This is a genomic window from Synechococcus sp. MIT S9451, assembly GCF_047304725.1.
GTDB lineage: Bacteria > Cyanobacteriota > Cyanobacteriia > PCC-6307 > Cyanobiaceae > Synechococcus_C.
The window spans coordinates 482,701-503,309 of the sequence record NZ_CP138971.1 but is presented as its reverse complement, the minus strand read 5'-3'; the positions used below and the strand labels follow the sequence as shown (position 1 = coordinate 503,309).

The window sequence follows — 20,609 nt, the reverse complement described above, 5'->3', positions numbered from 1 at the left end:
GAGGAGTGTAGGCAGCTCAGCCGAGCAGGCTCTCTAGCCGTGAGTGCAGAAAGGCAGTGGTGCCGATCGGAATCCAGCGGTGGGCCCACCAGAAAACCCCCACGGCGATTGCAATTCCTAGTTGGGCTGGACGCAGGAACTCACTCCATATCAAGTGTTGCCGACCATCCAGCACAGCCACGAAGGGCAGGACTGAGGTGTTCGCGAGTAATTCATCGAAGGCTGTGCCGAATCGCTGACGCAGGCGGCGGTCGCCATGCCAGATCGCGAAGAGGTGATGACCAATCAGGCCGATGCAGGTGACAAGCATGAAGCTGCTGCCGATCCAAAGGGCATGGCTGAAGCACCAGAGAACCTGGCCGATGGCTTGAGGGTGGCGGCTGATCCGGATGACCCCCGTTGCATACATGCGCACTTGGGGCTTAAGCACTGCTGGAATCTCCAGCAAGTTGTAGGTGGCTGGATAGAGGAAGAGAAAGCTGATGGCTGTCAGCAGCCAAATCACTGGAATGATTCCAGGCGTGCCTTGGAGATTCCAGAGGCGCAGGCCGTCATAGCGGTGGGCCAGAAAGTAACCGATCACGACCACCGCGGCAGGAATGCTGGCGGCGGCGAATAGCAGCCGCCATGCCCTGGCCCCGATGCGTTTCTCGGCCTGAGTGCGCAAAGCTGCACCGCCGCTGTGGATCACCGCGAACAGCACCAAGAGGCCCAGCATCACGAGGCTGGTGTGGTGAACGGTGCCAGGGATGGCTTCGGCCACGGAGTGCTGCTCTCAACAATCCGCTGATTCTGGGAGCTGGTGTGTCCGGCGGTGAGCGCGTGATCCATCAACGCCGCCATCCCACCTACAGTTTTTGTGTTCTTCCTGCCCGGGTGCGCAGGCCCCTATGGCCGATCTGCCCTTCACCCTGGATCAACTGCGCATTCTGCGGGCCATCGTCAGCGAGGGCAGTTTTAAAAAAGCAGCTGACAGCCTGTTTGTGACCCAGCCGGCGGTGAGCCTGCAGATTCAGAACCTCGAGAAGCAGCTCGAGGTGTCGCTGTTCGACCGTGGGGGTCGCAAGGCCCAGCTCACAGAGGCCGGACATCTGCTGCTCGGCTACTGCGACCGGATCCTCAGCCAGTGTCATGAGGCTTGCCGTGCTCTTGATGACCTTCACAACCTCAAGGGAGGCTCACTGGTGGTCGGTGCCAGTCAGACCACAGGGACCTATCTGATGCCGCGGATGATCGGCCTATTCCGGCAGAAATATCCGGATGTGGCGGTTCAGCTACATGTGCACAGCACCAGGCGCACTGGCTGGAGTGTTGCCAATGGTCAGATTGATCTGGCGATCATCGGCGGCGAACTACCGCCTGAGCTGAATGAGCTGCTGCAGGTTGTGCCCTATGCCAGTGATGAACTGGCACTGGTGCTTCCGGTCAAGCACCCTTTGGCCCGGTTGATGGAGCTGAGCAAGGACGATCTCTATCGGCTTGGTTTTGTCTGTCTCGATTCCCAATCCACCACGCGAAAGATGGTGGACCAGTTGCTGGCCCGTTCTGGGCTTGATGTGCAGCGGCTGCGCATCGAGATGGAGCTCAACTCGCTCGAGGCCATCAAGAATGCTGTCCAGGCCGGATTGGGGGCAGCTTTTCTGCCGGTGGTCTCGATCGAGAGAGAGCTCAATGCCGGCACGCTCCATAAACCAGCGGTGGTGGATTTGCAGGTGCGCCGACAGCTGAAGTTGATCAGTCACCCTGCCCGGTACTGCTCCAGGGCGTCAGATGCGTTCCGTAGGGATGTCCTGCCGCTCTTCGCCAGTCCTGATAGCCCTTTGCGTCAGCTCCGTAGCGGTCAGGCTCAACAGCAGGCCCCGGCTGAGAAGTCAGCCGGGGATGCTGATGCCCGCGTCACTTAGAACTGATCGGCCTCTGGGGTTAGCCCAACGGTGTCATCAGCGACGCCCTTCGTGATGAATTTGTTCTCGCGGATGTCGGTCTGATAAACGCAGCGCACAAATGGTTTATCGCGAATCGAGCCGATGTAAGCGAAGGTGTTCATCCGTTGTTTGCACTCCCGTTCCTGTTCCTGTGTGATCGCCCCCTCTTTACGCAGCACAGACCAGTTTTCTCTGCGGATCACACAGCCGGCCTGAAGCGCTGGCTGGGTCACGAAGCTGCTGACGGGGTTCATGGTTGTGTACATCTCCAAATCCATGACATAGGCACTGGCTCCCCACCTTTTGCAGAACTCCGGATCAGGAACAGCCATGTCCAGTTGCTGACTGCTGGCGATGTTGCCCTGATCGCCCTGGGTGGTGCTGGTCACGGCACTACCAATGCCGATTCCCACCACAAGAATTCCCGCCAGCACAGCCACGCTGCCGGTGTTCAATGTCAGCCCTCCAGGACCAGACGGACCTCCACCTTGAGGTGGGGATGGGGGCCGGGAACGCCTGGGCCTGGGCCGTTCGTAACCCCCTTGGTCATAGCGCGGGCGGTCGTAGGGGGAGCGGCTCACAGCAGTTCAGGAGATCGGGGCAGGCCCATCGAATAGTTGAGGACGCGACAATCGGGGTTGTAGCTCAGTTCACCAGCCTGAAGCAGCTGCCGGATGCATCCCTCGAGTTCTGTGCCGATGCGGCGAAGGTTGTAGTCACTCAGTTCGGCACCGCTGTGGCTGTCCACAAGATCCCTAAATCGCTGCTGAACAGTGGCAACGGTGCTGTCAGTCCAGATGAATTCGTTGTCCGGATCAAGGTCCAGGGTGAGCTGCTCGGGGTCTGGAACGAGGTTCTTGTTCTCCACCTTGGCTGTAAACAGCCGTACGTGACGGGTGGTGCACTTCAGCAGGGTCTCGGCCATGGCAACAACGATCCCCGAGGGGATCAGGACGGCGGTTGAACCGACTTTAGGAAGCAAGTGGGGGTGGGCTGCTTTTAAGGTTGTTTGCAATTTCAGAGCACCACCATGCGCATCGCTATTGCAGGAGCCGGTCTGGCGGGACTCTCCTGTGCGAAGTACCTGGCGGATGCTGGTCATACGCCGGTGGTGCTTGAGTCGCGTGACGTTCTTGGCGGCAAGGTTGCGGCCTGGAAGGACGAGGATGGGGATTGGTATGAGACAGGTCTGCATATCTTTTTCGGGGCCTATCCGAACATGTTGCAGCTGTTCAAGGAGTTGAACATCGAGGACAGGCTGCAGTGGAAAAGTCACTCGATGATTTTCAATCAGCCTGAAGAGCCCGGTACATACAGCCGTTTCGACTTTCCCGATCTGCCTGCTCCAATCAATGGTGTGGCAGCCATCCTTGGCAATAACGACATGCTCACGTGGCCGGAAAAGATCAGTTTTGGTCTTGGCCTGGTTCCTGCGATGCTGCGAGGTCAGGGCTATGTCGAGGAGTGCGATCAATACTCATGGACGGAATGGCTGCGTCTGCACAACATCCCTGAACGCGTCAACGATGAGGTGTTCATCGCCATGAGCAAGGCTCTGAACTTCATCGATCCTGACGAAATTTCCTCCACTGTGGTGCTCACAGCACTGAATCGTTTCCTGCAGGAGAAGAACGGTTCCAAGATGGCTTTCCTGGATGGAGCGCCACCGGAGCGGCTCTGCCAGCCGATTGTTGAGCACATTGAAGCGCTGGGTGGTGAGGTGCATCTCAACAGCCCTTTGCGGGAGATCAAGCTCAACGACGACGGCAGTGTTGCGGCCTTCCGGATTGGCGGCCTCGATGGCCAGGGGAGCCGTGACATCGAGGCCGATGCCTATGTGAGTGCATTGCCGGTGGATCCTTTCAAGCTGTTATTGCCCGAGCCCTGGCAGCAGATGGAGGTCTTTCGCAAGCTGGATGGCCTGCGTGGTGTTCCCGTGATCAATTTGCACATGTGGTTCGATCGCAAGCTCACCGATATCGACCATCTGCTCTTTAGTCGATCGAAACTTCTCAGCGTGTATGCCGATATGAGCATCACCTGCAGGGAATATGAGGACCCTGATCAGTCCATGCTCGAGCTGGTGTTCGCTCCGGCGAAGGATTGGATTGGACGTCCTGATGAGGAGATCATCGAGGTCACCATGGGCGAGCTCAAGAAGCTGTTCCCGATGCATTTCAGTGGTGACAACCCCGCCATCCTGCGGAAATACAAGGTTGTCAAAACGCCCCTCTCGGTTTACAAGACCACGCCGGGCTGTCAGCAGCTGCGTCCGGATCAAACCACGCCGATCAAGAATTTCTTCTTGGCCGGCGACTACACCATGCAGCGCTACCTGGCTTCGATGGAAGGTGCTGTGCTCAGCGGCAAACTCTGTGCCGCTGCGGTAGACCGCAAGCGTGACCAGCTGGCATCATCGACCCCTGTCAGCTCGCCGGTGTCGGCCTGAGTCATGCCCCTCGCCGCACCGGATCTCGACGCTGCCTACGAGAGTTGTCGGCAAGAGACCGCGACTTGGGCGAAAACGTTCTACCTCGGAACGCTTCTCCTCCCTTACGAGAAACGAAGAGCGATTTGGGCGATCTATGTCTGGTGTCGTCGCACGGATGAACTGATGGACAGTGCCGAGGCCCAGGCCAGGCCTGTGTCCGAGCTGGCGGATCGACTCGATCGCTGGGAAGAGAACACCCGTGGGATCTTCTCCGGGCAGGTCACGAGTGACCTGGATGCGGTGATGGTGGACACCCTTGAGCGATTCCCCCAGTCGATCCAGCCCTATCTCGACATGATCGAAGGGCAGCGTATGGATCTCACTTGGACGCGCTACGCAACCTTTGACGATCTTCGCCTCTATTGCTATCGGGTCGCTGGCACTGTGGGTCTGATGACCCAGGGGGTCATGGGGCTGGATGCGGCTTACACCACGGCACCCTGGAGCGACGTGCCGAACACGTCGGATGCAGCAGTCGCCCTTGGTATCGCCAACCAGCTCACCAATATCCTTCGCGATGTTGGCGAGGATCGTGGCCGCGGCCGGATCTATTTGCCTCAGGAAGATCTCACCCGTTTTGGCTATAGCGAGGAGGATCTGCTCGCTGGACGTCTCAACGATGCCTGGCGGGAACTGATGGCCTTTCAATTGGAACGGGCTCGCGCTTGGTTTGCTCGCTCAGAGGCTGGTATCCGCTGGCTGTCAGCTGATGCACGCTGGCCGGTATGGACGTCATTGCGTTTGTACCGCGGCATCCTCGACGTGATTGAGCAGCTGGACTATGACGTCTTCCAGAACCGGGCCTATGTGGGTCGTCTAGGCAAAATGCTCGAATTGCCCCGTTCGTTTGTGATTGCTCAGACGCGCTGAGTCGGCAGCTCTCAGGCTCGGCCACCAGCCATCAAAAAAAGCCTGAGATTGAACTCAGGCTACTGAGGGGTCAATCAGACCGTTTGTTCAGACAGCTGTCTTCTGGTTGCCCAGGAGATCCTTGAGCTTGGAGAGTTCACCAGCCCAGCGGGGGTCAGGAGCTTCTTCTGCCTTGGCATCGCTATGAACCACTTTGTTCACAGCTTTGCGGGCGGTACCAGGTGCATGGGAGGCCCCAGGACCTCGGCGGCCACCACCGGCATTGTTGTCGCGACGCTCTGAGCGCTCGACCCGCAGGGCGTTGCCGCCAAAGTCCTTGCCGTTGAGCTGCTCAATGACGGCATCAGCGACTTTCTCGTCGTTGATGTTGGCAAACCCAAAACCGCGGCAGGTGCCGGTTTCACGGTCGAGTACGGCTTTGAAACGGATTCCTTCCCCGATGCTGGCGAGCTGACTCTCAAGCTCCTTGGAATCAAAAGACTGCGGCAAGTTGCCGACGTAAAGGCGAACGCTCATGGGAGGAGGGGAAGGAACAAAGATCCGGTCAGTTCGATCAGTGTCGACACTGCAATGGCAGTTAATCACAGCGTGGTCGGCTGGCTGGGGCGTCTGCCGAGGCCTGTCCCTGTTCCTGTAACCATGCCCGGGCTGTAGCCAATGCGACTTTTTGACTGCTCAATCGCCCGAATGCCTGCTCCAGCGCCAAGTGTCGCAGCAGACGACCAAGGAGAGGCCCTGGGGCGATGTTCAGCTCTGTCTGGAGGGTGTTGCCGTCGAGGGGCGAGCGAGGATGAAAAAGGTGGTCATCCGGATTTCGCCAGCGCTCCAACCATTGTCGCTGGGTGGCTGCCGGTAGCTGAACGATCAGAGCAGGTAGATCGGCAGCCAATTCGGAGTGAAGGCGGAGACGTTCCTCCGGGGGCAGGCTCGCAAAGCTTTGGCCGTCATCTTGTGACAGCCAACGTCGTAGCTGGCAGCAGCGATGGATCTGCCTGCGACTAAAGCGCAGTTGCTTGAGGCCATCGTCGCTCAAGAGCTGGGTGAGGCGGAGAAGCGGCAGCGCTAGCTGGCGTTCCTCAGCGCTGAGCAGGCTGCTTTGCTGCTCGAGTTGTGATCCTGGACCTGATCCTGCTTCAGCATCCAGCATCGACCAGGGCTGCAGCAGTTGGCTGCTTTGCAGTTGATCCATGGCTTGGTCAGCACCCGGGGCCTCTACGAGCTTGGTGAGTTCCGCCTGGATTCGTTCCGGTGCAGCTTGCGGAAGCCTGTGGCTGTGGCGCTGGAGCAGCGGCCAGGTGGAGGTGGCGATTGTGAAGCCCAGCTCTGCGGCGATGCGGATGCCGCGCAGTAGACGCAAGGGATCATCGATCAGGTTGTGTTCCCCCACGGCCGTCAGCAAACCTGCCTTGAGATCAGCAAGACCGCCGGTTGGATCAACCAGCCTTGGGCTACTGCCCAGTTCCAAGGCAATGGCGTTGATCCGGTAGTCGCGGCGTTGGAGATCCGCTTCCAGGTTTTGACCCTCCTGTCGGGCGAGGTCGATCGTCCAACCCTGCACCACGAGCCGGGCCATGTCGCGTGCTTCATCCAAGACGACGCAAGCCCCGCCATAGATCTTTGCGAGTTGTCTTGTGGTGTGCAGGGCGCCGTCTGGGACGATCAGGTCGAGATCTGGGGTGGGGCTCAGACGACCCAGCAGTGCATCGCGCACAGCTCCACCCACCAAAGCGCTGCCTGCCGGAAAAGCAGTTGTGGGAACTGGCCATTGCTCTGGAGCCAGTGCCTTGAGCAGCAAACTCGTCTGAAGTGTCGGTTCGGCCTCCAGAATGGGACCCTCAGCGGCTGGGGGAGGCATGTGCATCTGCGTTGATTGCCGCTGGGTCGATCGTTGTCAGGCCTATCACGCGGTGGAACGCCAACATGGCGCACTCCATCTCACGCAGCACCCGGATGTGGTGCCGGAGCAACCCAAGATTCACATCAGTGTTGTTGATCTTCCCGGTGGTGGTGCGGGTGTGGAGTGGGATGTGCGTCATTGCGGCAGCTTCGAGTCGGAGCCCGGTCGCTGGCAGCGTCTCCGACCAGGTGCGGAGCTGCCCCGATGAGTCGTTGGCTGCTGGCGTTGCATAGTTCCACGCCTGTACTGGGAGTGGCGGCTCTCGACGTCGATGATCCAGTGGACAGTCGGCGTCTGATCACACAGCCGGCTGGGCGGGGGCTCACGAACAGCCTTCTTGGTGCGGTGCAGGATGTGTTGCCCGCTGCGTGCTGGCCCTCCATCGCGCGTTTGGCTGTGGCCATTGGACCCGGTGGTTTTACCGGGACCCGCCTGACGGTGGTGATGGCGCGCACGTTGGCCCAGCAACTCGATTGCCCACTGGATGGTGTGAGCAGTTTCGCGTTGATGGCCTCAAGGTTGGCGAGGGAGGTGCCGCTGGCATCACCTCAGGAGCCGTTCTGGATAGTGCAGGACTTGCCGAGACGTGGTCAGGTTGGTGGCGTCTATCGCCTGCAACCAGATGACCGTGTTGAAGAACTGCAAGTGCCCCATCTTCTTGAGGAAGGGGCACAGCCGTCGCCGGCTTTGACCATGGCTGAGAACGTGGCAGAGGATGTCGGCCGTCTGCTCGATCTCTGTCTGCTGGCCCATCGCCGTCAGGAACCAGCACCCTGGCATGAGGTGCTGCCTATTTATCCCACCTCTCCGGTCGGAGTGGTGTGAGGGCGATGCGCAGGCGCTGGCGGTGGATCGCAGTGGCTGGGGTGCTGGGTGCTCTCTGTGCAGGACCGCTTCAGCCCTATCGGCAGGCGTTATTCACCGATCAGGGTCCAGAGCGGATCTTGGTGCTCGGCGGCGATGTGGATCGGGAGAGGGTCGGGCTCAAGTTGGCGCGGCAGATGCGCTTACCGCTGGTGGTGAGCGGCGGAAGTAACCCGGAGTATGCCCACTGGCTGATGGAGGAGGAAGGGCTCTCGGAGGGACAGGTGGTGCTGGATTACCGCGCCTCCGACACCCTCGGAAATTTCACCTCGTTGGTGGATGATCTCCAGCGTGATCGCGTTCAGCACGTGTTGCTGGTGACGAGTGAGGATCATCTCCCCCGGGCCCTGATGGTGGGATCCGTGGTGGCGGGCAGCCGGGGCATCCGTCTCACCGGAGTGCCGGTCGCTTGCTCTGATCGTTGTGAGCTGGAGAGCGCAGGCAAGCGCTGGGGAGATGGCCTTAGGGCCCTGGCCTGGGTTCTGACGGGTCACGACCTGAAGCCATGGGCTCGTGCTCAGTGGGACCGATTGCTGAGCAGGCCCTGATCCAGAAGTGCATTGATGCGTCGCTGCAGTTCCAGAGTGGTGGCTTCCAGATCTGGTTTGCGACGGCTCGCCGGAGGTGGAAGCGGTTCTCCGATCCGCAGCTGGATCGGCACCAGTCTTGGCACGCTTTGGCCTGGACCAAGGGCCCTGTGGCTGTTGATGATGGCCACAGGCAGAAGGGGTGCTCCGCTGCGGGCGGCCAGTAGGGCAGCGCCTGGCATCGGCTGGTTCACCCGGCCGTCGGCCTGGCGTGTGCCATCGAGGAAAACACCTGTAGCCCAGCCGTCCTGCAGGCGCGCCGTGGCGGTGCGGATGGCTTCACGGTCACTCGCTCCGCGCTTCACCGGGTAGGCGCCGCATGCTCGGATCAGGGAGCCCAACAGAGGGATTCGAAACAGCTCCGCTTTGGCCATGAAGGCCACAGGACGGCCAAGGGCATGGCCGAGCAGAGGAGGGTCCAAGTGGGAGGCATGGTTGGCGACCACCACCACAGGCCCTTGGCTTGGCACATGTTGATTGCCTCTGGTGCTGCCACGGAAGAGACCGCGGAACAATGGGAATACCAGTAGGGCACTCACCAGCCTGTAGGTCAAGCTAGGCCTTGGCGTCAGCAGCAGCGGAGCCGCGGAGTCTGTCACCGACAGAGAGGAGGGCACGATCAGAGCCCCAAGTCATCAGCGCCCGCCAGTTGGCTCGTGACCACGCCGCTGAGGGAGCGTTTCGCAAGACCGCTGAGCACGTTTCCAGGCCCGATCTCCACCAGGGTGTCAACAGCGTGTGTGGTCATTGTTTCCATCGTCTCCCGCCAGCGCACTCCTGTGGTCATCTGATCGCGCAGGCGTTGTTTGATCACCGTCGCATCACATGTAGGGCTGGGGTCGGTGTTGCTCAGCACCGGCACGCGGGCATCCTCGAAGGCAATTGCATCCAATGCTTCTGAGAAGCCTTGGGCTGCCTCGGCCATGAACGGGGAATGAAAGGCTCCGGAGACCGGCAGGGGAATGGCCCGCTTGCAGCTGAGTTGGTCGGTCACCGCCTTCACGGCTTCGGGGGTGCCAGAAAGAACGACCTGAGCGGCGCTGTTGTCGTTGGCGATCACGACCCCATCCTCAGCGGCCACTAAGGATGTGAGCTGATCACGGTCAAAGCCGATCACGGCGCTCATCGCACCGCCGCCAGCGCTGGCCATCAGGGTGGAGCGCTTGAGCATCAGTTCCAGGCCGATTTCGGCATCGAACACTCCTGCGGCATACAGCGCCACCAGTTCTCCCAGGCTGTGTCCCGCCACCAAGGCGGGTTCGCGACCCTGACGGCGTAATTCGTCCACGATGAGCGACTCCACCACAAACAAGGCTGGCTGGGTGTTGCGGGTGTCATTGAGGTCCGTTGGGCCCGTTCCATTCAGCTCCTCGCCACGGCAGATCGCCAGGAGATCACGCCCCAACAGGCGGGAGGCCTGGGAGAAGCGTTCTTCAGCTCCTGGCAGGCTGAGTACAGGGTCGGCCATGCCGACTTTCTGAGACCCCTGACCAGGGAACACCCAGGCGATCGCCATCGAAAAGCGTGCGGTTGTGGAGGGAGCCTACGAGGGTCCCTGCCAGCGCAGAAGGGCTGCCCCCCAGCTCAGGCCAGCACCGAAGCCACTACTGGCGATCCGGTGACCTGGCTGGATGCGACCGTCGCGCACGGCTTCATCCAGCATGAGGGGGATGGTGGATGCTGAGGTATTGCCGTAATTGGCGAGGTTGCTCAAGACCTGACTGTGGGGGATGGCGAAGCGATCGGCCACGGCATCGAGGATGCGCTGATTGGCCTGGTGCAGGAGCAGCCAGTCGATCTGGTCTGCGCTTGTGTCGGTTTCACTCAGCAGGGTCTTGAGAATCGCCGGAACTTCCCGCACTGCGAACTTGTATACCTCCTGACCGTTCATGCGGATCGGGTCGTAATGCCCCTGTTGATGGCTGGTCTCGCCCACCAGCGGGCTGCGTTGCTCTGTCTGGGGCACGTTGAGGCACTCGCCTCGACTGCCATCGGTACGCATCTGAAAACCGAGCAGCCCGTTGGACTCGTTTGGGCAGGCTTCGAGAGCAAGGGCGCCGGCCCCATCACCAAACAGCACACAGCTGCGGCGGTCGTCCCAGTCGACCCAGCTACTCAGTTGATCAGCACCGATCACCAACACTCTGCGCATCGCTCCTGTGCGCAGGAACTGGGAGGCGGTGATCAGAGCGAAGAGAAAACCGCTGCAGGCCGCTGTGAGATCAAAGGCCACGGCCTGGCGTGCACCGAGCAGGGCCTGCACCTTGGGCGCGGAGCCGAATAGGTCGTCCGGTGTGGAGGTGGCTAGCAACACCAGGTCGAGACTGTCAGCCTCCCAGCCGGCCATGGCTATGGCCTGGCGGCCCGCTTCTGCACTCAAGCTCGAGAGCGTTTGGCCTGGACCGCAGATCCGCCGAGTTTGGATGCCAGTGCGGGTGCGGATCCATTCATCGTTGGTTTCAACCCGCTCACCCAGTTGGTCGTTGCTGATCTGTTGCTCAGCACGGGCGCTGCCGCTGGCCACCAGGGCCACGCCGCCGGAGGGTCCGGAGAGTGGGGCTGATCCAGCCAAGGGCGACGTCAGAACAAGTGGCGCCAGTCAATCACAGCCTTGGGGTTGTGCTCATGCTTCAACCGCACCAGGCAGACTGGCTCATCCTGGTGCAACGAAGGTTCAGACCCCGACAGTGCTGCTGGTATTGCCCAGTGCTGCCAGGTCATCCATCACGCCATGGCTTGCGGCGGAATGGGCAAGGCGCAGGGCGCTGAGCACCGAGAGGGCACGGCTGCTGCCGTGGCCGATCACGCAGATTCCATTCACTCCCAGCAGGAGGGCGCCGCCGTGTTCTGCATGATCCAGACGTTTCTTGATGCGCTTCAGATTGCTGCGCAGGAAAGCTGAACCAACTTTGCCCCGTCGGCCCCGTGGCAATTCAGCGCGAAGCACGCCCAGCAGCACACTTCCTACCGATTCCAGGAACTTGAGAATCACGTTGCCTGTGAAACCATCGCAGACCACCACATCGAATGCACCAGAGAGCACATCGCGACCCTCGCAGTTGCCTGCGAAGAGGAGCCGCGATTCCTTGGAGAGCAGGGCGTAGGTCTTCAGGGCGAGATCGTTGCCCTTGCATTCCTCCTCGCCGATGTTGAGCAGACCTACACGTGGTTTGGCCACCTGGAGCACATCGCGGCTGTAGATGTTCCCCAGCAGGGCGAATTGATGCAGGTAGGACGGTTTGCAGTCCATGTTTGCTCCCACATCAAGCACCAGCACCGGTTGGCCGGGGTCTTTGGTGGGGAAGAGCGCACCGATCGCGGGCCGTTCAATGCCTGCTAGACGACCGAGTCGAAAGATGGCCGATGCCATCACGGCTCCTGAATTGCCTGCGGAATAGACCGCCAGGGCTTCCCCTTTTTTCACCAGATCCATCGCCATGTTGATGCTGGCGTTGCGCTTGCGCCGCACCACGGTGGCTTCCTCATGCATCTCAACCGATGGACCACTGGCCACCAGGTCAAGATGACCCGTTTCGATCGCAGCATTCATGGCGTCCGTCAGCCCCATCTCTGCGGCGGCTGCCTGAACCCGATCGGTTTCGCCGACGAAGCGAATGCGTAGCGGTAGGCGTGCAATCGCCTCCAAACAGCCTTCGAGAATTGCGCCTGGGGAATGGTCGCCGCCCATGCCGTCGACCGCCACCCAAAGGCGGTCGTTGTCATGAATGGTGTCCGCGCCATCATTGTTGCCACCCTGGAGGCGGCGCAGAGGATCGAAAACAAGGGGCTGGAGCACGCTCCCGGCCACGGTTCCCGCGCTGGAAACAACACTGCCGGCCACGCTCCCTGCCACTGATCCTGCAGCCGTGGCCGACGTGGTAGCGGTGTCCACCAAGGTGGTAACGGCCGCATTGCGGCGATACCAGATCACCAGGCGGCGGACGGCCTTGGAGCGTCGGGGTTTGGTCCGGAACGACGGTGTCGCTGCGGAATCAGGGTCCTTCGGAGGCAACGGAATCAACGATGCGCTGGAACAGGTAGCCGGTGCCACGAGCCGTGAGAATCAGCTCGGGATTAGCCGGATCGTCTTCCAGTTTGGAGCGAAGCCGGGAAATATGAACATCCACCACGCGGGTATCAACATGGCGTTCGGGGGTATAACCCCAAACTTCCTTCAGGATCTCGCCACGGCTGAAGGGCTCGCCTGAGCGACTCACCAGCAGTTCCAACAGGCTGAATTCCATCCCTGTGAGACGGATTCGCTCATCAGCTCGGAACACTTGGCGTTTGTTCGTGTCGATGCGCAGGTCGGCGACCTGAATGAGCCCGGAATTCGGGATGCCTGCGACTTGCTCCTTCTCGACACGGCGCAGCACGCAGCGGATGCGAGCCTCGAGTTCCTTGGGGCTAAATGGCTTGACGACGTAGTCATCAGCGCCAAGTTCTAAACCTGTGATGCGATCGGCCACATCGCCAAGGGCGGTGAGCATCACGATCGGAACATCCGATTCCTTGCGCAGTTCCTGGCAGACGCCATAGCCGTCGAGTTTCGGCATCATCACGTCGAGCACAACCAAGTCGGGCTCGGTGTTGCGGAAGCACTCCAGTGCTTCATTGCCGTCGCAGGCCGTGATCACGTTGTAGCCGATCATCGACAGGCGAGTCTCCAGAATCCTTCGGATGCTGGCCTCGTCATCGACCACGAGGATGGTTTCCTTGGCAGGACTGGCGACTGTCATCAGGCCCGCGGGCACTACAACATCTGTTTACACCTAAGTTGCCGGCGGCCCCGGATATTCATCCGCAGCCAATTTTCTTCATAGTTCGACTTCTTACCAGTCGCCCTCATCGTGGCCCGTTCCGTCTCGATTTACGTCTGCCAGAGCTGTGGGGCTCAAACCCGTCAGTTCTTCGGTCGTTGCAATAGCTGTGGCAGCTGGAACTCCCTTGTGGAGCAGTCGCAACCCAAGGTGGATGGACGCCGCCACCGGGCGGGTTCAGATCCTGCCTCCACCCCGGCTGCACGACGGTCTACAGCCATGGCTGACCTCGGTGAGCTGCCGATGCAACGGCTGGCCAGTGGTTATGCGGAATTGGATCGGGTCTTGGGTGGAGGCCTCGTGCCGGGCTCGTTGGTGCTGGTGGGCGGAGATCCTGGGATCGGCAAGAGCACACTGCTGCTGCAGAGCGCCACGGCAATGGGTCGGGAACGGTCGGTGCTTTATGTGAGTGCAGAGGAATCTGCCCAGCAGGTGAAGCTGCGTTGGCAGCGTCTTCAGGGCTGTGGCGCTGATTTGCAGTTGCTGGCGGAAACCGATCTGGAGCTGGTGCTGGAGGAGCTCGAGGCGCTCAAGCCCGATGTGGCGATCATCGACAGCATCCAGGCGCTGCATGATGCCAACCTCACCAGCGCTCCGGGCTCAGTGGCCCAAGTGCGGGAATGTGCTGCTTCGCTTCAGCGTTTAGCCAAACGCCAGAACACGGCCCTTGTTTTGGTGGGGCACGTCACCAAAGAAGGGGTGCTGGCAGGTCCGAAGGTGCTGGAGCACCTCGTGGATGCGGTGCTCACATTTGAGGGGGATCGTTTCGCCAGCCATCGCCTTCTGCGTGCGGTGAAGAATCGCTATGGCGCCACCCATGAGCTTGGGGTGTTTGAGATGCGTGGCCAGGGTTTGGAGGAGGTGGGCAATCCCAGCGAGCTTTTTCTGAGTGGGGACCAGGCCAGTGGAGTGGCCACAATCGTGGCCTGTGAAGGCACACGCCCTCTTGTGGTGGATCTTCAGGCTCTGGTTAGCACCACCAGCTACGCAAGCCCTCGCCGCACTGCCACGGGCATTGCCGTGAACCGTTTGCATCAGATCTTGGCTGTGCTTGAAAAGCACATGGGTTTGCCTCTGTCCCGTTACGACTGCTACCTAGCGGTGGCTGGTGGCTTGGATGTGGAAGAGCCTGCTGCTGATCTTGGCGTGGCGGCAGCAGTGGTTGCCAGTTACAGAGATCTCACTCTTCCTGCAGGCACGGTGCTGCTTGGTGAGCTCGGATTGGGAGGTCAGCTGCGGGCTGTCCCGCAACTGGAGCTGCGGCTGCAGGAAGCGGCAAGGCTGGGATTCCGCCGGGCGGTGGTTCCGCAGGCCAGTGGAATGAGTGCAGCTGCCGCGGCTTTGGGGCTTGAGCTGCTTGAGGCATCCAGAATCACCGAGGCGTTGGTGATGGCTCTCGGAGATGGTTTGGTCTCTCAGGACGAAGCTGGCTGATGGGGGCTCAGAAGTAGACGTCCACGTTGCTGCGACCGGTGGATTTCAACCAATTCTCGATGTCGAGATAGCCACCAGGGTTGAGTCTGACGGCCTGGGTCCAGGCCTCAGCAGCACGGTCGAACCAGCTGTCGGCCTCATCGCGGAGGCCTGCCTCCTCGGCGATCCGGCCCCGCTTCTCGAAGATCAGGCCCATGTTCTTCAGGCATGAAGGCTGTTTGGGGTTCTCTTCAAGGGCCTTCTGATAGGTCTCAATCGCCCTGTCCTCCTCGCCGTTGCTCATGAAAATGATCGCCATGTTCTTGAGGGTTTCGCCTCGGTCGATCGGGTTGTCCTCGAGCTTCAGGCTTTCCTCATAGTTCTCCAGGGCTTCGGCGTAATCACCGTCGTTTTGTGCAGAGAGGCCATCTCTGTAATAGACGTAAGCCTCCTTGGAGCGGGCGTTGATCGGAAGCAGCTTCACGATCAGATCAGCCATCACCGTGAAACTTTTGTCGATGAAGTTGTCGTTGCGGTTGCTGCGGGGCACGGCTGGCCTGGTGGATTTCAACCATCCTGGGGCACGTGGCTCTGCCTAGGCTGGAAACGTCTTAATCCCTGCTGTGAGTCGCTCCGCTGCCGTTGGCCCCCAAGCCACCATTCTTCTCGATGTGGAGGGCATGAAGTGCGGGGGGTGTGTGCGTTCTGTGGAGCGCACGTTGCTTGAACAGCAAGGTGTGCAGGAGGCCAGTGTGAATCTGGTCACTCGCAGCGCTTGGCTCTCCCTTGATGGCGAGGGGGAAGCCTTGGATGGGGTGCTGAAGGCCCTTGCCGATAGGGGCTTCCCGGCCAAACCCCGTTCGCAGTCACCCCTCCCTGCTGTTGGCCAGAGCCCAGAAGAAAGCTGGGGATGGTGGCACCAGTGGCGACAACTGATGGTGGCTCTGGTGTTGCTGCTGCTTTCGGTTCTCGGCCACCTCGCGGAAGGGGGGCATCTGTCTTTGCCCGTGGTGGGAGAACTGCCGTTTCATGCCGCGTTGGCAACGGCGGCGCTCTTCGGCCCTGGGCGATCGATTCTGGTGGGGGGCTGGAAGGCGATGTGGGCAGGGACCCCCAGCATGGACACCTTGGTGGGCCTTGGCGTTAGTAGTGCCTATGGCGCCAGTGTGGTGGCACTGGTGTGGCCCCAGGTGGGCTGGCCCTGTTTCTTCAACGAGCCTGTGATGCTGCTCGGCTTCGTGCTGTTGGGGCGTTTTCTGGAGGAGCGGGCTCGGGTGCGTACCGGTCGTGCCCTCAAGCAATTGGCGGCACTGCAACCCGATCAGGCCCGATTGGTCATGGCCGACGGCAGCGTCCGAGACGTGGCTGTAGCTGCCCTCCGTCCCGGAGAGCAGCTACAGCTGCTGGCGGGCGATCGCATTCCGGTGGATGGGGTGGTGATCGAGGGGCGCTCCGCTGTGGATGTGTCGAGTCTCACCGGTGAGCCCCTGCCGCTTGAAGCTGCACCGGGAACGGAGCTGTCGTCAGGGAGTCTCAATCTGGAAGGCACCCTGGTGCTGGAGGTGCAGAGGGTTGGCGCTGAAACGGCTCTGGCCAGGATCATCGCCATGGTTGATCAGGCCCAGGCCCGCAAGGCACCGATCCAGGGGCTCGCTGATCGCGTTGCCGGTGGCTTCTGCTACGGGGTGATCAGTCTCGCAACCGTGACTTTTTTGTTTTGGTGGCAGGTGGGGCCGCGGCTTTGGCCCGATCTGCTGGCGGAACCGATGCATGCAGCTCATCACCATGGCGTGGTCGGCCATGGCCTTCATGGTCCGCTCGGAGCCGGTGCTGAAACGCCCTTCGGGCTGGCCCTGCAGTTGGCCATTGCGGTGCTGGTGATCGCTTGCCCCTGCGCACTCGGTCTGGCGACTCCCACGGTGATCACCGTTTCCTCTGGACTCGCGGCCCGTCAGGGATGGTTGTTTCGGGGCGGTGATGTGATCGAACTGGCCGCTGGCCTTGATCGTGTGGTGTTTGACAAAACCGGCACGCTCACCTTGGGCAGGCCTCTGGTTGCCGAGATCATGGCCAGTGTTGATCCAGTCCGCACGCTGCAGCTGGCGGCCAGTGTGGAGCACACCAGTCGCCACCCTCTGGCCTATGCCCTGTTGCAGGAGGCGCAACGCCGCAATCTGTCGCTGTTGCCAGTGACTGCAAGCCGCACCATTCCAGGACTCGGTGTGGCTGGTGAGTTGGAGGGTGTTGGCGAAACGGTGAGGGTGGGGGCACCCGAATGGCTCCAGCGGGAAGGGGTGGTCTGGTCCTCCTCGTTGCAGGCCGTGCTCGATCAGGTCGCTGACCGCGGTCAGTCGCTGCTGGCCGTGGCTCTGGGCTCCGAGCCACTTGGACTGATCAGCGTGGATGATCGTCTACGCCCTGATGCCTCTGTTGCCCTTCAGCGCTTGCGAGGGCAGGGCCTCAAACTGGCGATGCTCAGTGGAGACCGCCAACCGTCGGTTGAGCGCCTGGGCCACCAATTGGGCTTCACGTCTGAGCAGTTGGCCTGGCAGCTCCTGCCGGAGCAGAAGCTTGATCGGCTTGAGACGTATCGCCGCACAGGAAAGGTGGCCATGGTGGGGGATGGCATTAATGATGCCCCTGCACTGGCTGCTGCCGACTTGGGTATCGCCGTTGGAACGGGGACGCAAATCGCTCAAGACACCGCCGATCTTGTGTTGCTTGGCGATCGACTCGAGGCAGTGCCTGAAGCCTTGCAGCTTGCCCAGCGCACCATGGTCAAGATCCGACAGAACCTGATCTGGGCTTTCGGCTACAACCTCTTGGCCCTGCCGGTGGCAGCCGGTGCGTTGTTGCCCGGTTTTGGCTTGTTGCTATCGCCCCCATTGGCAGCGTTGTTGATGGCTCTCAGTTCGATCACAGTGGTTCTCAATGCTCTGAGCTTGCGCTTGCCATGACCCATGAGCGCGGCTGCTTCCTTGTGATGGAAGGGATTGATGGCTGCGGCAAGACCACCCAGTTGCAGCGGCTGGTGAATTGGTTGCCTACGTCCGGGCTGATGCCACCGGGGACTGCCGTCGTGCAGACGCGCGAGCCCGGTGGAACAGCACTGGGCCAGGCCCTGCGGCAGGTGCTGCTCCATCCTCCGGACGCGGCCGAGCCTGGTCCTGTGGCCGAATTGTTGTTGTACGCAGCAGACAGAGCCCAGCATGTCGACAGGGTGATTCGACCGGCATTGGAGCGTGGGGACTGGGTTTTGAGCGATCGCTTCGCGGGCTCGACCCTGGCTTATCAGGGCTATGGCCGTCAGTTGGATCGGTCGTTAATCGAGCAGCTCGAGCAGATCGCCACCGGCGGTCTGGGAGCGGATGCCACCCTTTGGCTCAATCTTCCCTTGGAGCTCAGCCTCGCCCGTCGTGCTGATCAGAGCAATGATCGGATTGAGTCCGCTGGTCAGCTGTTCTTGCAGCGGGTTTGCGATGGCTTTGCGGCTCTTGCCAAGGCTCGGGACTGGTGGGTGATCGATGCCGCTCAGTCACCGGATGTGGTGACGGAGCAGATCTGCAACCGCCTGACGGCTGCATTCTCCGGGCAGCGCTGATGGGGGCCTTGTTTGCTGATCTGGTGGGTCAGGCTCAGGCCGTGGCGCTGCTGGAAGCCGCCTTGACGAAGGATCGCGTTGCTCCGGCCTATCTGTTTGCTGGTCCGGAGGGTGTGGGACGTTGCATGGCTGCTCTGCGCTTCCTGGAAGGTGTTTTGCAAGCGGGGCAGTCAGACCTGCGTCAACGGCGACGTCTTGAGGCTCGCAACCATCCTGATTTGCTTTGGGTGGAGCCCAGCTATTCCCATCAAGGCCGTTTGATTGCTCGCTCCGAGGCCGATGAGGCTGGCGTCAGTAAACGCACGCCACCGCAAGTGCGCCTGGAGCAGATTCGCGAGGTCAGTCGTTTTCTCGCCCGGCAGCCATTGGAATCGGCCCGAGGCTTGGTGGTGATCGAAGACCCTGAGGCAATGCCCGAGTCGGCTGCCAATGCGCTGCTTAAAACGCTGGAAGAGCCGGGGCATGGGTTGTTAATTCTGCTGTCTGCAGCACCGGATCGTTTGCTTGCCACCATTCGTTCTCGCTGCCAGCAGATCACCTTTCAGCGCCTTAGCTCCGGCCAGATGGAGGAGGTGTTTGGGCGGCTTGAAGACGATGAGCGTGCCCAGGCTGCTGCGGCCATGGCCCAGCCCGAGCTGGTTGCCCTCGCGGCAGGGTCGCCCGGTGCTCTGCTCAGCCATGCCGACCAGTGGCAGTTGGTTCCAGAGGGGCTGCGGGATCGACTGGTGGCTCTACCGGCCAAGCCGGCAGATGCGCTGGCGTTGGCCCGCGATCTCAGTGAAGCGCTCAGCGGCGAGCAGCAACTGTGGTTGATCTCCTGGTGGCAGCAGCAGCTTTGGTATCGGCAAGGTGATGTGGAGGCGCTGCACCGTTTGGAACGACTGCGCAGCCATTTGCTCTCCTACGTGCAACCCAGGCTGGCTTGGGAAGTCACCCTGCTCGACTTGTTGGAGTAACGACCTGAATCAAGCGCTGGCGCGCTTGCTCTGTTCATCTTTTTGCTGACGCTCTTCCCGGGCTTGAGCCAGCACATCATGCAGGTCGTCAAGCTGAGCACCGGTGGGAAGTTCCAGGCAGTAACCGGCTCCGTAGACGGTTTTGATGAAACGTGGTTTACGAGGGTCGGGCTCAAGCTTCGTCCGCAAATGACGAACGTGCACCCGGATGGTCTCGATGTCATCGTCTGGCTCGTAGCCCCAGACCTCTTTGAGGATGAGGGAGGGTGCAACGGTTTGTCCGTGACGTTGGAGCAGGCAGTGCAGCAGCTCGAATTCGAGATGGGTGAGGCGCACTGGCGTGTCGAACCAGATCGCTTCGAAACGTTCGGGCACCAGAGTGAGTGGTCCGTAGCTCAGAATCTCGTTGTGATTTGAGCTGCCGACCGGAGCGCGGTCGCTGCGGCGCAGCAGAGCTTTCACCCTGACCTGAAGTTCCTCGAGGTCGAAGGGTTTGGTGAGGTAGTCGTCAGCGCCAGAATTGAAGCCGCTCACCTTGTCTTTGGTGCCGCCCAACGCAGTGAGCATCAGGATCGGAATCCCGGCGGTGCGCTCATCGCGGCGAAGCCGCTGGCAAAGGGTGAGCCCGTCAACCTTGGGCAACATCAGATCCAGAAGGATCAGATCCGGCGTGTATTGCAGCGCAAGAGCCTGGCCCTTGATGCCGTCATCGGCACGTTGCACATCGAAGCCACCGTGCTCCAAATGCCCGGCCACAAGCTCGCGCATGTCGCTGTCGTCTTCGATCAGGAGGATGCAGGGCTTCATCGGAGCGAAGGCACGGTGAACAGAGGGGAAGCGGGGGGAAGAATGTCGCTGCTACGGATTCTCACAAGATTTGTAGGCCCTCCGACGCCTCTGTGCATGGACTTGCGCATTGCGGTAAGAGCTGGAATTCTGGCTCTCACTGCGATTTGCTGGCTCAGGTAGGGGTTGGTAGTGCCTGTCTTTTCAGAATGTCTTCGGAATCGTGGCCTTGTTTGTAACGGAATCGCGATTTCTTGAGGGGCTAAGTGGGCCTCCTTAGGTACAAAAAAACCACAGCTTTTGGCTGTGGTTGAAGTGAAAAACTCCCCGGGCGGGATTCGAACCTGCGACCAATCGATTAACAGTCGACCGCTCTACCGCTGAGCTACCGAGGAATGG

Annotated in this window: 22 protein-coding genes and 1 tRNA gene; 10 read left to right on the top strand and 13 right to left on the bottom strand. The window is 60.8% G+C overall.

The features are described 5' to 3' along the window. Nucleotides 1-16: 16 nt before the first annotated feature. The gene (locus SIB72_RS02800; protein WP_115121266.1) at nt 17-718 is read right to left on the bottom strand and encodes an NnrU family protein; all 702 of its coding nucleotides are present in this window, start codon (nt 716-718) and stop codon (nt 17-19) included. Nucleotides 719-890: 172 nt separating this feature from the next. Between SIB72_RS02800 and SIB72_RS02795 the strand changes: the two genes are divergently transcribed. Further along, nucleotides 891-1,904, top strand: coding sequence for a LysR family transcriptional regulator (locus tag SIB72_RS02795; protein WP_413744513.1), 1,014 nt, complete (start codon nt 891-893; stop codon nt 1,902-1,904). On the opposite strand, the gene SIB72_RS02790 is transcribed toward SIB72_RS02795, so the two are convergent. Next, a complete protein-coding gene (locus SIB72_RS02790; protein ID WP_115121237.1) occupies nt 1,901-2,506 on the bottom strand; it encodes a DUF3172 domain-containing protein in 606 nt (201 codons plus the stop codon). The two genes, SIB72_RS02795 and SIB72_RS02790, sit on opposite strands and share 4 nt — an antisense overlap. Further along, nucleotides 2,503-2,850, bottom strand: coding sequence for an NAD(P)H-quinone oxidoreductase subunit M (locus SIB72_RS02785; protein ID WP_115121238.1), 348 nt, complete (start codon nt 2,848-2,850; stop codon nt 2,503-2,505). Before SIB72_RS02785 ends, SIB72_RS02790 begins: the two co-directional genes overlap by 4 nt. A gap of 105 nt (nt 2,851-2,955) precedes the next feature. On the opposite strand from SIB72_RS02785, the gene pds reads away from it, so the two are divergent. Further along, on the top strand, nt 2,956-4,374 hold the full coding sequence (pds, locus tag SIB72_RS02780) for a 15-cis-phytoene desaturase (RefSeq protein ID WP_413744512.1): 1,419 nt from the start codon (nt 2,956-2,958) through the stop codon (nt 4,372-4,374). A gap of 3 nt (nt 4,375-4,377) precedes the next feature. Further along, nucleotides 4,378-5,286 (top strand): phytoene synthase, encoded by a 909-nt coding sequence (locus tag SIB72_RS02775; protein ID WP_413744511.1) that lies wholly within the window; start codon nt 4,378-4,380, stop codon nt 5,284-5,286. An 87-nt stretch (nt 5,287-5,373) separates the two neighbouring features. Here SIB72_RS02775 and SIB72_RS02770 read toward each other — a convergent pair whose 3' ends face one another. Further along, entirely contained in the window at nt 5,374-5,802 is a 429-nt protein-coding gene (locus tag SIB72_RS02770) for an RNA recognition motif domain-containing protein (protein WP_115016300.1), read from the bottom strand. A gap of 61 nt (nt 5,803-5,863) precedes the next feature. Further along, entirely contained in the window at nt 5,864-7,141 is a 1,278-nt protein-coding gene (locus SIB72_RS02765; protein ID WP_413744510.1) for a CCA tRNA nucleotidyltransferase, read from the bottom strand. Between SIB72_RS02765 and SIB72_RS02760 the strand changes: the two genes are divergently transcribed. The 3 genes from SIB72_RS02760 to SIB72_RS02750 are packed head-to-tail and all read left to right on the top strand — an operon-like array spanning nt 7,140 to nt 8,595. After that, the gene (locus SIB72_RS02760) at nt 7,140-7,391 is read left to right on the top strand and encodes a Ycf34 family protein (protein WP_115121241.1); all 252 of its coding nucleotides are present in this window, start codon (nt 7,140-7,142) and stop codon (nt 7,389-7,391) included. The two genes, SIB72_RS02765 and SIB72_RS02760, sit on opposite strands and share 2 nt — an antisense overlap. Then, the gene (gene tsaB / locus SIB72_RS02755; RefSeq protein ID WP_413744509.1) at nt 7,388-8,008 is read left to right on the top strand and encodes a tRNA (adenosine(37)-N6)-threonylcarbamoyltransferase complex dimerization subunit type 1 TsaB; all 621 of its coding nucleotides are present in this window, start codon (nt 7,388-7,390) and stop codon (nt 8,006-8,008) included. The genes SIB72_RS02760 and tsaB overlap by 4 nt, the downstream gene beginning before the upstream one ends. Nucleotides 8,009-8,013: 5 nt before the next feature. Next, on the top strand, nt 8,014-8,595 hold the full coding sequence (locus tag SIB72_RS02750; RefSeq protein ID WP_413744508.1) for a YdcF family protein: 582 nt from the start codon (nt 8,014-8,016) through the stop codon (nt 8,593-8,595). On the opposite strand, the gene SIB72_RS02745 is transcribed toward SIB72_RS02750, so the two are convergent. From SIB72_RS02745 to rpaB, 5 genes are all read right to left on the bottom strand, one after another. Further along, the gene (locus SIB72_RS02745) at nt 8,565-9,251 is read right to left on the bottom strand and encodes a lysophospholipid acyltransferase family protein (protein ID WP_413744507.1); all 687 of its coding nucleotides are present in this window, start codon (nt 9,249-9,251) and stop codon (nt 8,565-8,567) included. The genes SIB72_RS02750 and SIB72_RS02745 overlap by 31 nt on opposite strands. A 2-nt stretch (nt 9,252-9,253) precedes the next feature. Then, nucleotides 9,254-10,150, bottom strand: coding sequence for an ACP S-malonyltransferase (fabD, locus tag SIB72_RS02740; protein ID WP_115121245.1), 897 nt, complete (start codon nt 10,148-10,150; stop codon nt 9,254-9,256). Nucleotides 10,151-10,177: 27 nt separating this feature from the next. Next, a complete protein-coding gene (locus SIB72_RS02735) occupies nt 10,178-11,206 on the bottom strand; it encodes a beta-ketoacyl-ACP synthase III (protein WP_413744506.1) in 1,029 nt (342 codons plus the stop codon). 102 nt (nt 11,207-11,308) lie between these two features. After that, nucleotides 11,309-12,646 carry a phosphate acyltransferase PlsX gene (plsX, locus tag SIB72_RS02730; protein ID WP_413745022.1) on the bottom strand — a complete coding sequence of 446 codons (1,338 nt, stop codon included), beginning with the start codon at nt 12,644-12,646 and terminating at the stop codon, nt 11,309-11,311. After that, on the bottom strand, nt 12,627-13,373 hold the full coding sequence (gene rpaB, locus SIB72_RS02725; RefSeq protein WP_115016344.1) for a response regulator transcription factor RpaB: 747 nt from the start codon (nt 13,371-13,373) through the stop codon (nt 12,627-12,629). The genes plsX and rpaB overlap by 20 nt, the downstream gene beginning before the upstream one ends. Before the next feature lie 111 nt (nt 13,374-13,484). Between rpaB and radA the strand changes: the two genes are divergently transcribed. Beyond that, nucleotides 13,485-14,888, top strand: a complete 1,404-nt coding sequence (gene radA, locus SIB72_RS02720) for a DNA repair protein RadA (protein ID WP_115121248.1) — start codon at nt 13,485-13,487, stop codon at nt 14,886-14,888. A 7-nt stretch (nt 14,889-14,895) separates the two neighbouring features. On the opposite strand, the gene SIB72_RS02715 is transcribed toward radA, so the two are convergent. Further along, the gene (locus SIB72_RS02715; RefSeq protein ID WP_115016346.1) at nt 14,896-15,417 is read right to left on the bottom strand and encodes a photosystem I assembly protein Ycf3; all 522 of its coding nucleotides are present in this window, start codon (nt 15,415-15,417) and stop codon (nt 14,896-14,898) included. Nucleotides 15,418-15,490: 73 nt separating this feature from the next. On the opposite strand from SIB72_RS02715, the gene SIB72_RS02710 reads away from it, so the two are divergent. The 3 genes from SIB72_RS02710 to SIB72_RS02700 are packed head-to-tail and all read left to right on the top strand — an operon-like array spanning nt 15,491 to nt 19,424. Further along, nucleotides 15,491-17,824 carry a heavy metal translocating P-type ATPase gene (locus SIB72_RS02710; RefSeq protein WP_413744505.1) on the top strand — a complete coding sequence of 778 codons (2,334 nt, stop codon included), beginning with the start codon at nt 15,491-15,493 and terminating at the stop codon, nt 17,822-17,824. After that, a complete protein-coding gene (gene tmk, locus SIB72_RS02705) occupies nt 17,821-18,468 on the top strand; it encodes a dTMP kinase (RefSeq protein WP_115121249.1) in 648 nt (215 codons plus the stop codon). The genes SIB72_RS02710 and tmk overlap by 4 nt, the downstream gene beginning before the upstream one ends. After that, on the top strand, nt 18,468-19,424 hold the full coding sequence (locus SIB72_RS02700) for a DNA polymerase III subunit delta' (RefSeq protein WP_413744504.1): 957 nt from the start codon (nt 18,468-18,470) through the stop codon (nt 19,422-19,424). Before tmk ends, SIB72_RS02700 begins: the two co-directional genes overlap by 1 nt. Nucleotides 19,425-19,433: 9 nt before the next feature. Here the strand turns inward: SIB72_RS02700 and SIB72_RS02695 are convergent, their stop codons facing one another. Together SIB72_RS02695 and SIB72_RS02690 are read right to left on the bottom strand one after the other, a co-directional pair. Beyond that, nucleotides 19,434-20,231 carry a response regulator transcription factor gene (locus tag SIB72_RS02695; RefSeq protein WP_115121251.1) on the bottom strand — a complete coding sequence of 266 codons (798 nt, stop codon included), beginning with the start codon at nt 20,229-20,231 and terminating at the stop codon, nt 19,434-19,436. Nucleotides 20,232-20,533: 302 nt separating this feature from the next. After that, nucleotides 20,534-20,605: transfer RNA gene (locus SIB72_RS02690), tRNA-Asn, on the bottom strand. Nucleotides 20,606-20,609: the final 4 nt, after the last annotated feature.

Coding starts and splice junctions, on each gene's coding strand:
- SIB72_RS02800 (WP_115121266.1), bottom strand. CDS start 718: ATGCTGGGCCTCTTGGTGCTGTTCGCGGTGATCCACAGCGGCGGTGCA.
- SIB72_RS02795 (WP_413744513.1), top strand. CDS start 891: ATGGCCGATCTGCCCTTCACCCTGGATCAACTGCGCATTCTGCGGGCC.
- SIB72_RS02785 (WP_115121238.1), bottom strand. CDS start 2,850: ATGGCCGAGACCCTGCTGAAGTGCACCACCCGTCACGTACGGCTGTTT.
- pds (WP_413744512.1), top strand. CDS start 2,956: ATGCGCATCGCTATTGCAGGAGCCGGTCTGGCGGGACTCTCCTGTGCG.
- SIB72_RS02775 (WP_413744511.1), top strand. CDS start 4,378: ATGCCCCTCGCCGCACCGGATCTCGACGCTGCCTACGAGAGTTGTCGG.
- SIB72_RS02770 (WP_115016300.1), bottom strand. CDS start 5,802: ATGAGCGTTCGCCTTTACGTCGGCAACTTGCCGCAGTCTTTTGATTCC.
- SIB72_RS02760 (WP_115121241.1), top strand. CDS start 7,140: ATGTGCATCTGCGTTGATTGCCGCTGGGTCGATCGTTGTCAGGCCTAT.
- SIB72_RS02765 (WP_413744510.1), bottom strand. CDS start 7,141: ATGCCTCCCCCAGCCGCTGAGGGTCCCATTCTGGAGGCCGAACCGACA.
- tsaB (WP_413744509.1), top strand. CDS start 7,388: ATGAGTCGTTGGCTGCTGGCGTTGCATAGTTCCACGCCTGTACTGGGA.
- SIB72_RS02750 (WP_413744508.1), top strand. CDS start 8,014: ATGCGCAGGCGCTGGCGGTGGATCGCAGTGGCTGGGGTGCTGGGTGCT.
- fabD (WP_115121245.1), bottom strand. CDS start 10,150: ATGGCGATCGCCTGGGTGTTCCCTGGTCAGGGGTCTCAGAAAGTCGGC.
- rpaB (WP_115016344.1), bottom strand. CDS start 13,373: ATGACAGTCGCCAGTCCTGCCAAGGAAACCATCCTCGTGGTCGATGAC.
- tmk (WP_115121249.1), top strand. CDS start 17,821: ATGACCCATGAGCGCGGCTGCTTCCTTGTGATGGAAGGGATTGATGGC.
- SIB72_RS02700 (WP_413744504.1), top strand. CDS start 18,468: ATGGGGGCCTTGTTTGCTGATCTGGTGGGTCAGGCTCAGGCCGTGGCG.
- SIB72_RS02695 (WP_115121251.1), bottom strand. CDS start 20,231: ATGAAGCCCTGCATCCTCCTGATCGAAGACGACAGCGACATGCGCGAG.